This is a genomic window from Microbacterium sp. BWT-B31 (genome assembly GCF_041379855.1).
Lineage (GTDB): Bacteria > Actinomycetota > Actinomycetes > Actinomycetales > Microbacteriaceae > Microbacterium.
Map to the genome: position 1 here is coordinate 522774 of NZ_JBFECU010000001.1, position 14425 is coordinate 537198.

The window sequence follows — 14425 nt, forward strand, 5'->3', positions numbered from 1 at the left end:
TCACCGGGCGCGTACAGGGGCTCAAGACCGGCCGCGGCACCGAGGACGGCGTCGCGATCGGTCCGCTCATCGACGACCGTGCGGTCGCCAAGGCCGCCCAGCTGGTCCCGGCCCAGGGACCGACTTCAGCCGGGGAGAAGCAGCACGTGGCGACGATCCGCCGGGGCGAGCATCTCGGTGAGCGCCTCGTCCATCGTCGCGAGGACGAACCTCGCACCGGCGGCGAGGCCGACCAGATGCGCGTCTGTGATCTGCGCCGAGGTCGCCACACGCGACAGGTCGATGGACGGATCGGCGAACGACGCGCCGTCGGTCAGGAACCGGTGACCTGGCGCGGCCCGGATCGCGCTGAGCATCGACACCGCGACCGCGACCGGAACCGCTGCGCCCACGACTGCACGGTTGGTCGAGAGCCGTACGAACGCGCTCTCGGTGACCGGAGTGGTCGCCCACTCGTCGACGCCGTCGAGCCAGGCGTGCGCCCGCGCATGATGGACGTGCGTGGGCCACGCGAGGGCGATGAGCACGTTGACGTCGAGCAGGTACGTCGGCATCAGTCGCGGTGCTCGTTCACCCGGTCGAGCGTGATCGGCGGACTGGTGCGTTCCACCGCGAAGGTCGGGAACCCGGACGCGATATCGATCGGCCCGATCCCGGTGAGGCCCTGCCGCGCGAGTCGGGACAGGGCCGCACCGATCGAGACGCCGTCCGCCCGGGCGATCGCACGCGCAGCCGCGAGGATCTCATCGTCGATGTCGAGGGTGGTGCGCATCACCGCATCATAGCATCGCTGCACGATCTCTCGTTGAGACGACGACCCTCCGCGAGGGACCGCACCTCCGTCCGGTCCGCCCACGAGGGAGACGCGAACGTGGATCTGCGCGTCCACAGCGCGTCGATGAGGGCGCGGGCGTACCGTTCACGGTCATCGTGGCTGCCGCGCAGCAGCACCCAGGACGCATCGCGACGGGTGAGCTCGATGGTGAACCACTCCGTCATCTCGGCCCTGATGTGCTCGCCGTCGCGCCACCCGTCCTGCTCGAAGGGGACGTCGGCGTGATCGGTCACGAGGTACACGTCCCGCCGTTCGACGCGACCGGCGTTGGCCCTCGCCGCGGCATCCGATCCGGATCCGAGATAGCGGCGTTCCCACAACTCGGTCGCGAATGCGTCCGTGTCTACGATCACCAGCGGGCAAGCGAGTGCGGCTCCCTGTTCTCGGTGATGCTGGGCGTCGGCCGCCTCGGCGAAGTGCTCGCGACGCCACGGGATCTCGTCGACCGCCGCGGTGCGCCCGAGCGCCTGGGACGTCTCGCCCTGCAAGCGGTAGGTGAGTTCGCGCCCGTATTCCTCGACGCTCTGTATACGGGGGAAGCCATGGCTGCGATAGTGCTCCGTCAACGCCTGCGCGAGGGTGGTGGTCCCTGTCGATTCCGCGCCCACGATGATCACCCGGACAGCGAGATCCAGGCGCGCGCTCGGAGCCACCAAGTGCCAGTTCTGCACGAGATTCTCGCGGATCGCCGTCCCGCTCACGCGATGCTCGCGTCGATCCGGGTCGAAGAGCACCGGCGTCGAAGCGAAGTGCTCCGCGAGCTGGCGGCCGTAGGTCTCCGAGCTGAATACCGCTGTCACAGGAGGGGCACCGTCGGCGTCGAGTGCCGCCTTCATCGCCGCGACGTTGGCATGCCATGCGGTCTCGGAGTCGTAGTCGACCGGAGCATCGAAGGCAATCGTGAGTACGCGGACTCCCGGAAGCGCCGCCGTCTCCGCGCGGAGCCACCGCGCCCGCCAGTCGAGGGGGATGGACTCGAACACCGAGGCCATCAGGATGACGCTGACCCGCTCCACCCTGGCCGCGGCGAAGCGGATGAGGGCCAGGTGGCCCTCATGCGGGGGATAGAACTTGCCGATGACGAGACCGTGTCCAGTCCGATCGGTCATGCAGGCACCGGGGTAGCGTCGGGTTCAAGGGCGGTCGCGTCCTGCGCGCGCTCTTCCCGCAACCATCGGCGCAGCCCGTAGAAGCACAGCAGCAGAAACCCGGTGTACAGGGTTGCGGTCAGCCACAAGCCTTTGGAGATGTACAGAGGGATCGAGACGACGTCGACGGCGATCCACACCCACCACTGCTCGATGACCTTGCGAGCCTGGCCCCAGGTTGCCAGCAGCGAGAACGCCAGGATGAAGGCGTCGGGCCAGGGCACCACGGAGTCCGTCCATGTGTCGAGGGCGAGGCCGATCACCACTGTTGCGGAGATCGCGATCGCTACGCCGCAAATGGCGGCCCGCCTTCCGGTCCGCCGGATCGGGACGGCGCTCGCGCCCAGAACGCGACCGCGACCGCGACGAGTCCACTTCACCCATCCGTAGACGCCGAGCGCGAAGAACGCGATCTGGAGCGCGGCGTCGGCGTAGAGTCCGAAGCCGGCGAACAACACGAGGAACGCGAGGTTGTTCAGGAGGCCCACGGGCCAATTCCACGAGTACTCGCGCGCAACTCCCCACACGCACAGCGCCCCGGTGGCGAAGCCGAACGCCTCGATCCAGCTGATCGGCTGGCCGCCGATCGTGACCATCGTGTGGCTCAGTGCCTGCAAGACAACATCCAACGTCCGGGTCCTCTCCTGGTGATCCAGACACCAAACCTAACGGCGTCCCGCGCGCGCCGAGTACACCTGCGACGACTGAAGGGCGGATGCCGCAGCATCCGCCCCTCAGGTCTGTCGACCCGAACCGTCTCAGCCGAGCACGACGAGGAAGCCGAGCACCGCGCTCGCGATCGAGAGGATCGTGAGCGCCGCGGCGATCGCGACCGGCTCCTTGCGGCGCGCGTGCACGACGGTCGCGCCGATCATGATGATCGCGAGCCCGGTGGCGGCCAGCGGCGCGAGGATCGCCGCGATGCCGGTCACCAGGGGCAGGATGAGGCCGAACGCCGCGACGACCTCGAGCGCGCCGATGGTCTTGATGAAGGGGCTCGTGAAGTCCTCGACGTAGGTCATGCCGGCGGCGGCCAGCGCGGGCTTTGGGCGGAGGGTCTTCATGAGGCCGGCGGCGATGAACATGAGCGCGAGGATCGTGTTGACGATCCAGAGGGCGATGACCATTGGTGCTCCTAAAGCAAAATCGTGGGGTCTGTTACGATCAGTAACTGACCAATGATGCGTTCATATGCGGACGCATGCAAAAGGCACATCGATGTAAGCAGGTGACATCTCATGACCGCCCCCGGCGACAGCACGCCCCTGACCGCCTACGAGACGACGTGCCTGCGCGCGAGCGGCACCCTCGACGAAGGCCGCGCGATCCGCGACGTGCTCGATCGCGTCGGCGACAAATGGTCGCTCCTGGTGATCGTCACCCTGCGCGACGGCATCCTTCGGTTCACCGAGCTGCAGCGGCACATCCCGGGCATCTCGCAGCGCATGCTGACCCTGACCCTGCGCCAGCTCGAGCGCGACGGGCTCATCACCCGCACGGTGCACGCCGAGGTGCCGCCGCGGGTCGAGTACGCGCTCACCGAGCTCGGCGCCACCCTGATCGGCATCGCGGCGTCGCTCGGCGAATGGGCGATCGCGAACCAGCCCCGCATCGAGGCCTCGCGCGCCGCGTACGACGCCGCGCACTGACGGCCGGCTCCGCCCTGCGCGGCCCGGATGTCGGCACCCCGCGCCATGATGGGCGGATGGATGCCTCGTCCCCCGCACGCGTTCTGGGCGCCGCGGCCGCGCGCGTGCGCGCTGAGCGACTGCGGTCCCATCGGCTGTCGGCGCCCGCGCCGACGGTGGCCGATGCCGCGGCGCACATGCTCGCGACCCAGGGGCAGGAGTTCTGGGGCGGCCGATGGGCGCTGGCCTCCCGCACGCGCGGAGCACCGGCGCTCAGCACCGTCGACGCCGCGTTCGACCGCGGCGAGATCGTCCGCTCGTGGACGATGCGCGGCACGATCCACATCATCCCCGCGCGCGACCTCGCCTGGGTGCTCTCGCTGACGGCCGACCGCCAGCACCGTCAGATGGCGACGGTGCGTCGCGCCGAGGAGATCGACGACGCGCAGCTCGACCGCGCCGAGGCCGCCGCGCGGAGCGCCCTCGCGGGCGGCAACCGCCTCACCCGCAAAGAGCTCGCCGAGGTGCTCGAGGCCAACGGGGTGCCGACGGCGAAGCAGCGCGGCTACCACCTTCTCGTCGCGCTCTCGCTGCGCGGCGTCGTGTGCCAGGGGCCGGTCGTGCCGCGCGCCGAGGGCCCGACGCGCGAGCAGTACCTCGTGCTGCTCGACGAGTGGGTGACCGACTCCTTCACCCCGTCCGACCCGCTCGCCGAGCTCTTCGTGCGGTACATCGCCGCGCACGGGCCGGCCGGGGCGCGGGACTTCGCGTGGTGGTCGGCGCTGCCGCTCACTCAGGCCCGGGCGGCGGCCGAAAGGGCGGCAGAGCGCCTGCGTGTGGTCGACGATCAGCCCGAGCCGCAGTACGTGCTGGGCGCGCCCGCTCCGCGGCGCTCGGTGGCCGCGCCGCAGGTCATGGCGCTGCCGCCGTTCGAGGAGTACTACCTGTCGTACGCCGACCGCACGGTGCCGTGCGCCCCCGGGTTCCTGTCGGTCATCGGCCCGAGCCTGAACGGCATCGTGCGGCCGATCCTCGTCGCGCGGGGCGAGATCGTCGGGGTGTGGACGCATTCGGTCGCGGTCGCCCGCCACGCCGACGACCCGGTCCCCGAGCTGTTCGTGCCGGATGCCGCGACCCCCGCCGAGGTCGGCGCGGCGCTCGACCGCTACCGGGCGTTCATCACAGGTTGATCGGCACGAGGCACGCTCGGCCGCGGCATCCGTCAGCCCTCCGCGTGCCGATCGAGGAACGCGTACACCTCGCTGTCATCGACGCCGGGGAACGCGCCGCGGGGGAGCGGCGAGAACATCTGCATGTGCACGCGGGCGCTCGGCCAGGCTTTGCCCTCCCAGCGCTCGCGGACCCCTGCCGGCGGGCGCCGGCAGCACGACTCGTCGGGGCAGGTCGACACGGCGCGCTTGTGAGTCTCGCGCCCGCGCCACCACTTGGCGTCGTCGAACGGCACTCCGACCGTGATCGAGAACTCGCCGGCCGAGGTCGTGCCCGTCTGCGTCGCGCACCAGAACGTGCCGCTGGGGGTGTCGGTGTACTGGTAGTGCTCGGTGGTGCGGTTCTGCTCCTCGAAGGCCGCCCGCGCCGCCCACTTGCGACACGCGATCTGGCCGTCCACGGCTCCGGTGACATCGGCGGGCAGGGGCAGCCCGTCGTTCTCGTAGACGCGTGAGATCGCCCCCGAGCCGTCGACCCGCAGGAAGTGCAGCGGAATCCCGAGGTGCCTGGTCATGAGGTTGGTCATGCGCATGCCCGCCGCCTCGTGCGTCACGCCGAACGCGTCGCGGAAGTCCTCGACGGCGAGGTCGCGGTCCTTCTTCGCCTGCTGCAGGAACGCGACGGAGTTCGTCTCGGGCATGAGGCAGCACGCCGCGAAGTAGTTGATCTCGAGGCGCTGCTGCAGGAAGTCGGCGTAGTCGGTCGGAGGCGTGTGGCCCAGCAGCCGGTGCGCCATCGCCTGCAGGGCCATCGAGCGCAGGCCGTGGCCGCCGGGGATCGAGGCGGGCGGAAGGTAGATCCGGCCGTTCTCGAGGTCGGTGACCGACCGGGCGGAGTGCGGCAGGTCGCTGACGTAGAGCAGCTCGAAGCCGAGCTGCTCGGCCATGACGCTCACGGTGCGGTGCGTGAGCGCGCCGGACACATGCCCGGCCGACTTGAGCTGCTTCTCGGCGAGCTTCTCGATGTCGGGCAGGTAGTTGTCGATGTGGCGCATGCGCAGGCGCTGCTCGGTGTTCGCGCGGCGTGCCTCTTCGGGGGTCGCGATCGCCTCGCGCTCGCGGCGCTGCAGTTCGCGATGCAGGCCAAGGATCGACTCGATCGTCTCGTCGCTGAGGCCCTTGGAGATCTTGACCGGGGCCAAGCCGAGCTGGCGGAACACCGAGCTCGACTGCGCCCGCTCGAGCTCGATCTCGAGTGCGGCGCGGTGGTTCGGCGGCTCGGCCGACAGCAGTTCGGACAGGTCGACCCCCGCCGCCTGGGCGATGGCCTGCAGGAGCGACAGCTTGGGTTCGCGCTTGCCGTTCTCGATGAGGCTGAGCTGACTGCCGGCGACGCCGACCTTGGCTCCGAGCTCGTCGAGGGTCAGTCCGAGCGAGACCCGCTGATGCCGGATGCGGTGGCCGAGAGTCGCGAGCTCGAGCGAAGACGGGGTCATTCCTTGATCATATCGAAAGAATTGAGATTCTTATAGCGCCGAACGACCGAAAGTGCCCGCTGTGTACCCGGATAGTGGAGGAAGAACACGGATCATGACCGAGAGGAACGCCATGGCGATCGCCGACACCTTCCCCCGCACTCGCGAAGAGGGCCCGGTCGCCCCCGTCTATGGGCTCAAGCCCGAAGTGGACGGCCTGGCCGAGCTGTACGCGTGGGTCGACGAGATCGCCGCCCTCACCCAGCCCGAGCGCGTCCACTGGGTCGACGGCTCGCGCGCCGAGAACGACGCGCTGCTGCGCGAGATGGTCGCCGAGGGCAAGCTCATCAAGCTGAATCCCGAGTGGCGCCCCGGCTCGTACCTCGCCCGCTCGCACCCGAGCGACGTCGCCCGCACCGAGGCGCGTACTTTCATCGCGTCCGAAAAGGCGATCGACGCCGGCCCCACCAACAACTGGGCCGAGCCCGCCGAGATGCGGGAGACCCTCCAGGGCGTGTTCGCCGGCTCGATGCGCGGCCGCACGATGTACGTCGTCCCCTTCTCGATGGGCCCGGTGGGCGGACCCCTCTCGCACATCGGCGTGCAGGTCACCGACAGCGCCTACGCCGTGGCATCCATCGGGATCATGACCCGTGTCGGCGCCGGTGTTCTGCGCGAGATCGCCGCCGGCAAGCACTGGGTAAAGACGGTCCACTCCGTGGGCGCGCCGCTCGCGCCCGGCGAGCAGGACGTCGAGTGGCCCTGCAACGACGAGAAGTACATCGTGCACTTCCCCGAGACCCTCGAGGTGTGGTCGTACGGGTCGGGCTACGGCGGCAACGCGATCCTGGCCAAGAAGTGCTTCGCGCTGCGGATCGCCTCGGTGATCGGCCGCGACGAGGGGTGGCTCGCCGAGCACATGCTCCTCATCCGCGTCATCGACCCGGCGGGCCGCGCCTACCACGTCGCCGCCGCGTTCCCCTCGGCGTGCGGAAAGACGAACCTCGCGATGCTGCGCCCGACGATTCCCGGGTGGCGTGTCGAGACTCTCGGCGATGACATCGCATGGTTGCGTCCGGGTGAGGACGGGCGCCTGTGGGCGATCAACCCCGAGGCGGGATTCTTCGGCGTCGCGCCCGGCACCGGAGAATCCACCAACGTCACGGCGGTCGAGACGCTGTGGGGCAACACGATCTTCACCAACGTGGCGCTGCGCCCCGACGGCGACGTGTGGTGGGAGGGCCTCACCGACGAGCCGCCGGCAGAGCTCACCGACTGGGAGGGCAAGCCGTGGACGCCGGCATCCGGTCGCCCGGCCGCCCACCCGAACTCGCGCTTCACCGTCAGCGCCGCGCAGTGCCCGCAGATCGCCGGCGACTGGGATGCCCCGCAGGGCGTGCCGCTGGATGTCATCCTCTTCGGCGGTCGGCGCGCCACGAACGTGCCGCTGGTCGTCGAGGCGACGGACTGGACTCACGGCGTCTTCCTCGGCTCGACGATCTCGTCCGAGCGCACCGCGGCGGCCGAGGGCACGGTCGGCGAACTGCGTCGCGACCCGTTCGCGATGCTGCCGTTCTGCGGCTACAACATGGCCGACTACTTCGGCCACTGGATCGAGGTCGGCCAGAAGCTGCGCTTTGACCGGGCGCCGCGCATCTACCAGGTGAACTGGTTCCGCAAGGGCTCGGACGGACGCTTCCTGTGGCCGGGCTTCGGCGACAACGCGCGCGTCATCGACTGGATCATCCGCCGCATCGACGGCGAGGTGCCGGCGGTGGACTCGCCCATCGGGCGCTTGCCGCGTCCTCAGGACCTCGATCTCGATGGCACCGACGTCACGCAGGCCGACCTCGACGAGCTGTTCGCGGTGGACCCCGTGTCGTGGCTTCGCGAGGCCGACCTCACCGAGGAGTTCTACGCGAAGTTCGACGGTCGCATCCCCGCGGCGCTGCAGACCGAGCTCGCCTCGTTGCGCTACCGCCTGCAGCGCGCCTGACCCGCGCCTGACACTGTCCCGCCCCTTGGCGGCGTGGCCCGTGCTCACACCGAAGCAACCCGATCCGCACGGTTACCATGCGGGGGTTGGGTGAGAGCACGGGCTGCGAGCGGCACGCGGGTGAGCGCGCGCGCGGGTCAGACCAGCAGCTGGTGCCTTGCGAGGTCTCGGTACAGCGGCGTCGACTCGACGAGCTCGGAATGCGTGCCCTGTCCGACGACGCGGCCATGGTCCATCACGACGATGTGGTCGCTGTCGACCACCGTCGAGAGGCGATGGGCGATGACCACCAGCGTGCGGCCCTGCGCGACGGCGTCGATCGCGTCGCGCATGCGCTGCTCGTTGAGCCCGTCGAGCGATGACGTCGACTCGTCCAGCAGCAGGATCGGGGGAGCGGCCAGCAGCGCGCGCGCGATCGCGAGCCGCTGACGCTCCCCGCCCGAGAGCATCACGCCCGACTCGCCGACCGGCGCGTCCAGGCCGAGCGCATTGCGCTCGAGCACTTCGGTGAGGTTGACGGCGTGCAGCACGCGCTCGCAGTCGGCAGCGGATGCCTCGGGCGAGGCGAGCCGCAGGTTGTCGGCGATCGTGCCGGCGAGGGTCGGGGCATCCTGCTCGACATAGCCGAGCTGCGCGCGCAGCGCGTCGCGCTCCATCGTGCGGACGTCCTGCCCGCCGAGCAGGATCGCGCCGTGCGTGGGGTCGTAGAAGCGCTCGATGAGTGCGAGCGTCGTGCTCTTGCCCGCGCCCGAGGGCCCCACGAGCGCGACGCGCGAGCCGCGCGGCACCTGGAACGACACGCCTCGCAGCACACCCTGGGCGGACGTTTCGTCGACGGATGCCTCGGCCGAGGCATCCGCTCCCTCGGGAAGCTCGAGCAGGGCGGCGTCGACGTGCGCGTTCTCGAGCAGCGCGAGCGCCTCGGTCTCGGCCTTGCGTCGCGCGGCGACGACGGCCTCGGGGTACGCGAAATGCACGTCGCGGAACTCGATCGCGGCAGCGTGCGCGCCCCGCGAGGGGAGGGGATCTCGCAAGACGAGGTCGCCGGCCCCCGAATCGCTCCTCGTTTCGACAGATCCCCTCGAATCGAGACCGGCGGAGGCGGTGACGGATGCCGCGATCTCGGCGTCGCGCGCGGTCTCGGCGGGCAGGTCGAGGACCTCCTGGATGCGCCCGAGCGCGCCCAGCGCCTGGCTCACCGAGGTCATCGCGCCGAAGAACGAGCCGAGCGGGGCGATGAGCATGAAAAGGAACATGATGAAGGTGACGAGGCTTCCGATCGAGAGCGCGCCGGTCGCGACGCGGAAGCCACCCAGCCCGATCACCACCAGGAGCGAGACCTGCAGGGCGAGGCTTGCGATCGGCACGACCAGCGACGACACGCGAGCGATGCGCACACCCACGTGGTATGCGTCGGTCGCCTGCCCGGTGACCGTGTCGACCTCGCGCTCGGTCGCTCCCGACGCGCGCACCGTGCGGATCGAGCCGACGGCGCGCTCCACGCCCGACGCGAGGGCGCCGACCTTCTCTTGCTGCTCGGTCGAGGCGGAGCGGATGCGGCCGCTCAGGGCGCCCACACCCGCGACGGACACGCCGATGACGATCACGATGATGCCCAGCAGGAGCGGATCGATGATCGCCATCGCGACCAGTGCGCCCACGAAGAGCAGGGCGTTGCCGACCGAATCGGCGAGTCCCTGGGTCAGTGCGGCGTAGAGCAGCGTGGTGTCGCTGCCGACGCGCGAGACGAGGTCGCCGGTGCGGCGTGCGTCGAACTCGCTGATCGGCAGGTGCAGGATGCGGGCGATGAGGCGGCGCCGGCTCGAGTACACGACCGCCGTGCCTGTGCGCTGCAGCAGGTAGTGCTGCCACCCCGAGATGATCGATGCGAGCAGCACGAAGCCCACCAGGGCCCACACGAGCAGTCCCAGGTCGGCCTGCGCCTGCACGCGTGCGATCACCTGGCCGACGAGAAGCGGCTGCACGAGCGACGCTCCCGCGCTCACGATGCTCAGGACGACCACGACGGCGAGGGTGCCGCGGTGCTCGAACAGGTAGGGGAGCAGCTGGCGGAACGAGGCGCGGGGTCCGTCGCCCTTCGGTCGGCGACCGCGCGTGCGAGCAGCTGCGGGTGCGGTGGTGGACATGGTGAGACCTCGTCTTGTTCGACGGACGTGGGCGGGGAGCGCCCGAACGTCCACCTTCGACCGTACTTCTTGCGGGCGGCCTGTCGGCACACGCCGAGGGCGGCGGCGATCGCCTGCCGGGAATCCCCCACGCTGCGCGCCCGGCGCACCCGCACCTCTTGGGCGCGGGGGTGCTCCGCCGCGACCGACGAAGAAGGGCCCGGCGCCGCAGGGGCGGCACCGGGCCCGGTGCTGGAACGGTTCCTGTTCGGGTCAGGCCTTTTCCGGTCGGCGTCCTCGTGGCGGGTCAGTGTGCCATGGCCGCGAGGGCGTCGGGGTCGATGGTGGCGATGGCGCGGGTGTCCTGGAAGGCGCGGATGCCTTCGATGCCCTGTTCGCGGCCGATGCCGGATTGCTTCATGCCGCCGAACGGGGCGCGCAGGTCCAGGCGGGTGGCGCCGTGGTCGTTGACCCACACGTACCCGCAGACCAGTTGCGATCCGACCCGGTGCGCGGATTGCGGGTCAGCGGTCCACACGGAGCCGCACAGGCCGCCCCAGGTGTCGTTGGCCAACGCGACCGCTTCTTCTTCGGTGTCGAACGGGATGATCGGGATCACCGGTCCGAACTGTTCCTGGGTGACCACCCGCAGGGCCGGGTCGGGGTCGATCACCAGCGCGGGGCGCAGGAAGTTGCCGCCTTCGAGGTCTCCGCCGGGCAGGGTGCCGTATTCGCGCACGTCGGCGCCGGCGTCTTTGGCTTCCTGGATGATCTCTTGAACGAATGCCTTCTGCGCGGGCTGGTGCAGCGGACCCATCGTGGTGCCCTCGTCCAGCCCGTACCCGATCACGGCCTGGTTCAGCCGCTGCTCGAGGCCCGACACCAGTTCGTCCAGGCGGGAACGGTGCACGAACACGCGTTTGGCGTTCATGCAGATCTGCCCGGTGGTGTCGTAGATCGCCGCGTACAGGCGGTCCAGATGGGTGTCATCCAGGATCGCGTCGGCAAGCAGCACCGCCGCGTCGTTGCCGCCCAGTTCCAGGGTGACGCGGGTGAGGGTCTTGGATGCCATCTCCATGATCCGCTTGCCGCCGTTGACGCTTCCGGTGAAGCACACCTTCGCGACATCCGGGTTCTGGATCAACCCGGACATGTTCTCGTCGCGACCGCTGATCACGTTCAGCACCCCCGCGGGCAGCTTCGCCGCCACCCGCTGGATCACCCGGGCCGTGGCCAGCGGGGTGGTCGGCGGCACCTTCACGATCGCCGTGTTCCCCGCCAGCAGCGCATGCGGCAGCGAGGCGCCCAGGATCGCGATCGGCCAGTTGAACGGAACGATCACCGTGACCACACCCAACGGCTGATACGCCACCTCGGTGGACACCGGGATCGCGCCCGGCACCACCGGCAGCGTGTGCGCGTGATCGACCTGATCGGCGAGCATCAACGCCAGGTTCCAGCGGATCTCGAACACCAGCGCGTCCACCCACGCCTCGAAGCGGATCTTCCCGTTCTCCTGCGACAGGATCGCCGCATCCGCATCCCGGTCATCCGCGATCCCCGCGATCGCCGCGGCCATCGCCTCAGCACGCCCCGCAGCACCCGACGCGGCCCACCCCGGGAACGCCGCCTTCGCCGCCGCGACCGCGTCCGCGACATCCGCCGGCGACGCCGACGCCGCCTCGCCCACGACGACTCCCGGCCGGCCCGGATCAGCCACCGACAACACCTCGTCGGTGAACCGCTCCACCCCACCGATGAACAGACCCGTCCGCACCTTCGCGGAAGTCTCCAACACGTCGGTCATCGCCGACCACCTCTTTCGTGTCGTGGAAATCGATGCGTGCGCATCGAAAGCGCCCGCCCACTCAAGAGTGCGCCTCGCGGAGCGCAAGGGCAATATCGGCGACAGAATTCTCACAAATCTCGTCACCAATCCCGTGGAGCACTACCCTGTGGAGGAGAGACGGGTGCCGGCGACAACGCCGCGGCAGCCGGGGCGATCGTCGACGAAGACGAAGCACAGACGGGGTGAGAGAGGCAGACTGTCATGACGAACGCGGCGGAATCGGTCGCCACCGAAGAGCGTGCGGATCTGACGCAAGAGATCCGTGAGGCGATCCTCGGCGGCGAGTTCGCCCCCAACCAGCGTCTGATCGAAGCCGACATCTCCGAACGGTTCGACGCCTCCCGCGCATCGGTGCGTCTCGCGCTGCTCAACCTCGCCGGCGAAGGCCTGGTCGAAAGGCCGCCCAACCGCGGCGCGCGCGTACGCGCGATCACCGTCGCCGAGGCGATCGAGATCGTCGAGGTGCGCATCGGCCTCGAGGAGCTCTGCGCCCGCAAGGCTGCGGAGGGCCTCGACGACGACGGCGCCCGCGTGCTGCGCGGCATCCGCGAGGGCATCGAGCGGGCGGTCGCCTCGTCCGACCTCGTCGAGTACGGGCGGCTGAACCAGGAGCTCGACCGCCGCGTGCGCGAGTACTCCCACCACGAGACGGCCACCCAGCTGCTCGAGCGGCTGCGCGCCCAATCGGCGCGCCATCAGTTCCGTCTCGCGTTCCTGCCGGGCCGTGCCGCGACCTCCGCTCCCGAGCACATCGCGATCATCGACGCCATTCTCGCGCGGGACGCGGATGCCGCCGCCGCCGCCACACGAGTCCACCTCGACGGCATCCTCCAGGTGCTGCGCGGTCTGGACTGAGGCTCGCACGTGCCGCACGCCAGTGCGGGGCGGACCCGAAGGCCCGCCCCGCACTGTGAGCGCCGATCAGCCGATCAGCCGAAGCTCTCGACGTTGGCGTACCCCGCGCCGTTGAACTTCTGCACCAGCACGTCCGACACGGCGGGCCTGCCGTCGACGGTCGTGTTGATCGAGGAGCCCTCGAGCATGAACGGCGCAGCGAAGCCGTCGATGCTCTCGAGCGCCGCGAGGAAGCTCTCACGCGTGGGCTCTTCCATCTTCTGGAACGCCTGGTCGAGCACGGATGCCGCGATCCAGCTCCACACGCAGTGCGGGAACGCCGGCACGCCCTCCTGGTTGGTGTACTCGGCGAGCGCGTCGAGGAACGCCTTGCCCTCGTCGCTGTCCTGGAACGCGGGGCTCGAGGCGGACTGAGAGAACGCGACGGTGTAGATGCCCGGGTAGGCGTCGGCGCCGCCCGGCTCGAGGATCGCGGGCGGGCTCGAGGTGTTGGAGGGCAGGAACCAACTGGGCAGCCAGCCGATCTGCTGCGCCTTCTGGAGCGCGGCGATGGCGAGCGGGGTGATCGACATCGCGTTGAAGATCACGTCAGCGCCGGTCGCGGCGAGCTCGGTGATCTGCGCGTCGACGCTGGTGTCGGTGGCCTCGTACGAGAGCTCCTTGACGATCTCGATGCCGCCGGCACCCTCGATGGCTTCTTTGAAGCCTTCGACGTAGCCCTTGCCGAAGTCGTCGTTCTGGTACAGCACCGCGACCTTGTGCTCGTCGCCCGAGTCGGCCAGCAGCTTGCCGAACGCGGCGCCCTCCTGCTGGTAGATCGGGACGAAGCCGAGCTGGAACGGGCTCTCGGCGCGGTCGCTGAAGATCGGGTCGCCCGACATGACGAGCACCTGCGGGAACTCCTCGTCGATCGCCGCCTCGCGCCACGCGCGGTTGGTGGGCGTGCCCAGGCCGATGCCGCCGGCGAACACGTCGTCGGCCACCATCTGCTGGAAGTTGGCGAGGGCCTTCTGCGGGTCGTACGTGTCGTCGTACGCCTTGATCTCGATGGTGCGGGTCTTGCCGTCGCCGAACTCGACGCCGCCTTCGGCGTTCTTGACGCCGAAGTAGGCGGTCGTGCCGTCGACCGTGCAGTTGCCGGGGCCGGCCGTCGGACCCGTGAGCGGGCTCGTGATGCCGAACGTCAGCGTGGTGTCGGTGATGCCGGGGCTGGCGCTGGCTTCTGCGTCGCCGGTGGCCTCACTGCTCGTGTCGTCTCCGCCACGAGCGCAGCCGGTGAGGGCGAGCGCGACGACCGACGCCATGGCGACGATGCCGACGACACCTCTTCCTGTCTTGCGCATG

13 protein-coding genes are annotated in these 14425 nt (G+C 69.9%); 4 read left to right on the forward strand and 9 right to left on the reverse strand.

Going from position 1 to position 14425, the window contains the following annotated elements; translation table 11 throughout:
- Window positions 1-125: 125 nt before the first annotated feature.
- The 5 genes from AB1K54_RS02235 to AB1K54_RS02255 form a co-directional block, all read right to left on the reverse strand.
- Window positions 126-554, reverse strand: a complete 429-nt coding sequence (locus tag AB1K54_RS02235) for a TA system VapC family ribonuclease toxin (RefSeq protein ID WP_371201061.1) — start codon at window positions 552-554, stop codon at window positions 126-128.
- The gene (locus AB1K54_RS02240; protein WP_371201062.1) at window positions 554-772 is read right to left on the reverse strand and encodes an antitoxin; all 219 of its coding nucleotides are present in this window, start codon (window positions 770-772) and stop codon (window positions 554-556) included. Before AB1K54_RS02240 ends, AB1K54_RS02235 begins: the two co-directional genes overlap by 1 nt.
- Window positions 772-1944 (reverse strand): AAA family ATPase, encoded by a 1173-nt coding sequence (locus AB1K54_RS02245; protein ID WP_371201063.1) that lies wholly within the window; start codon window positions 1942-1944, stop codon window positions 772-774. Before AB1K54_RS02245 ends, AB1K54_RS02240 begins: the two co-directional genes overlap by 1 nt.
- Window positions 1941-2600, reverse strand: a complete 660-nt coding sequence (gene pnuC / locus AB1K54_RS02250) for a nicotinamide riboside transporter PnuC (RefSeq protein WP_371201064.1) — start codon at window positions 2598-2600, stop codon at window positions 1941-1943. The genes AB1K54_RS02245 and pnuC overlap by 4 nt, the downstream gene beginning before the upstream one ends.
- A gap of 141 nt (window positions 2601-2741) precedes the next feature.
- On the reverse strand, window positions 2742-3110 hold the full coding sequence (locus tag AB1K54_RS02255) for a DoxX family protein (protein WP_371201065.1): 369 nt from the start codon (window positions 3108-3110) through the stop codon (window positions 2742-2744).
- Window positions 3111-3221: 111 nt separating this feature from the next.
- Here AB1K54_RS02255 and AB1K54_RS02260 point away from each other — a divergent pair, with 111 nt between their 5' ends.
- Both AB1K54_RS02260 and AB1K54_RS02265 read left to right on the forward strand, forming a co-directional pair.
- On the forward strand, window positions 3222-3632 hold the full coding sequence (locus AB1K54_RS02260) for a winged helix-turn-helix transcriptional regulator (RefSeq protein WP_371201066.1): 411 nt from the start codon (window positions 3222-3224) through the stop codon (window positions 3630-3632).
- A gap of 56 nt (window positions 3633-3688) precedes the next feature.
- On the forward strand, window positions 3689-4801 hold the full coding sequence (locus tag AB1K54_RS02265; protein WP_371201067.1) for a winged helix DNA-binding domain-containing protein: 1113 nt from the start codon (window positions 3689-3691) through the stop codon (window positions 4799-4801).
- 32 nt (window positions 4802-4833) lie between these two features.
- On the opposite strand, the gene AB1K54_RS02270 is transcribed toward AB1K54_RS02265, so the two are convergent.
- Complete coding sequence (locus AB1K54_RS02270) at window positions 4834-6276, reverse strand: helix-turn-helix domain-containing protein (protein ID WP_371201068.1); 1443 nt, start codon at window positions 6274-6276, stop codon at window positions 4834-4836.
- 112 nt (window positions 6277-6388) lie between these two features.
- Here AB1K54_RS02270 and AB1K54_RS02275 point away from each other — a divergent pair, with 112 nt between their 5' ends.
- The gene (locus tag AB1K54_RS02275; protein WP_371201160.1) at window positions 6389-8251 is read left to right on the forward strand and encodes a phosphoenolpyruvate carboxykinase (GTP); all 1863 of its coding nucleotides are present in this window, start codon (window positions 6389-6391) and stop codon (window positions 8249-8251) included.
- A 137-nt stretch (window positions 8252-8388) separates the two neighbouring features.
- On the opposite strand, the gene AB1K54_RS02280 is transcribed toward AB1K54_RS02275, so the two are convergent.
- Both AB1K54_RS02280 and AB1K54_RS02285 read right to left on the reverse strand, forming a co-directional pair.
- Window positions 8389-10398 (reverse strand): ABC transporter transmembrane domain-containing protein, encoded by a 2010-nt coding sequence (locus AB1K54_RS02280; RefSeq protein ID WP_371201069.1) that lies wholly within the window; start codon window positions 10396-10398, stop codon window positions 8389-8391.
- A 286-nt stretch (window positions 10399-10684) separates the two neighbouring features.
- On the reverse strand, window positions 10685-12184 hold the full coding sequence (locus AB1K54_RS02285; RefSeq protein ID WP_371201070.1) for an aldehyde dehydrogenase family protein: 1500 nt from the start codon (window positions 12182-12184) through the stop codon (window positions 10685-10687).
- A gap of 243 nt (window positions 12185-12427) precedes the next feature.
- Here AB1K54_RS02285 and AB1K54_RS02290 point away from each other — a divergent pair, with 243 nt between their 5' ends.
- The gene (locus tag AB1K54_RS02290; RefSeq protein ID WP_371201071.1) at window positions 12428-13081 is read left to right on the forward strand and encodes a GntR family transcriptional regulator; all 654 of its coding nucleotides are present in this window, start codon (window positions 12428-12430) and stop codon (window positions 13079-13081) included.
- Between the two features lie 74 nt (window positions 13082-13155).
- On the opposite strand, the gene AB1K54_RS02295 is transcribed toward AB1K54_RS02290, so the two are convergent.
- On the reverse strand, window positions 13156-14424 hold the full coding sequence (locus AB1K54_RS02295; protein ID WP_371201072.1) for an ABC transporter substrate-binding protein: 1269 nt from the start codon (window positions 14422-14424) through the stop codon (window positions 13156-13158).
- Window position 14425 lies beyond the last annotated feature (1 nt).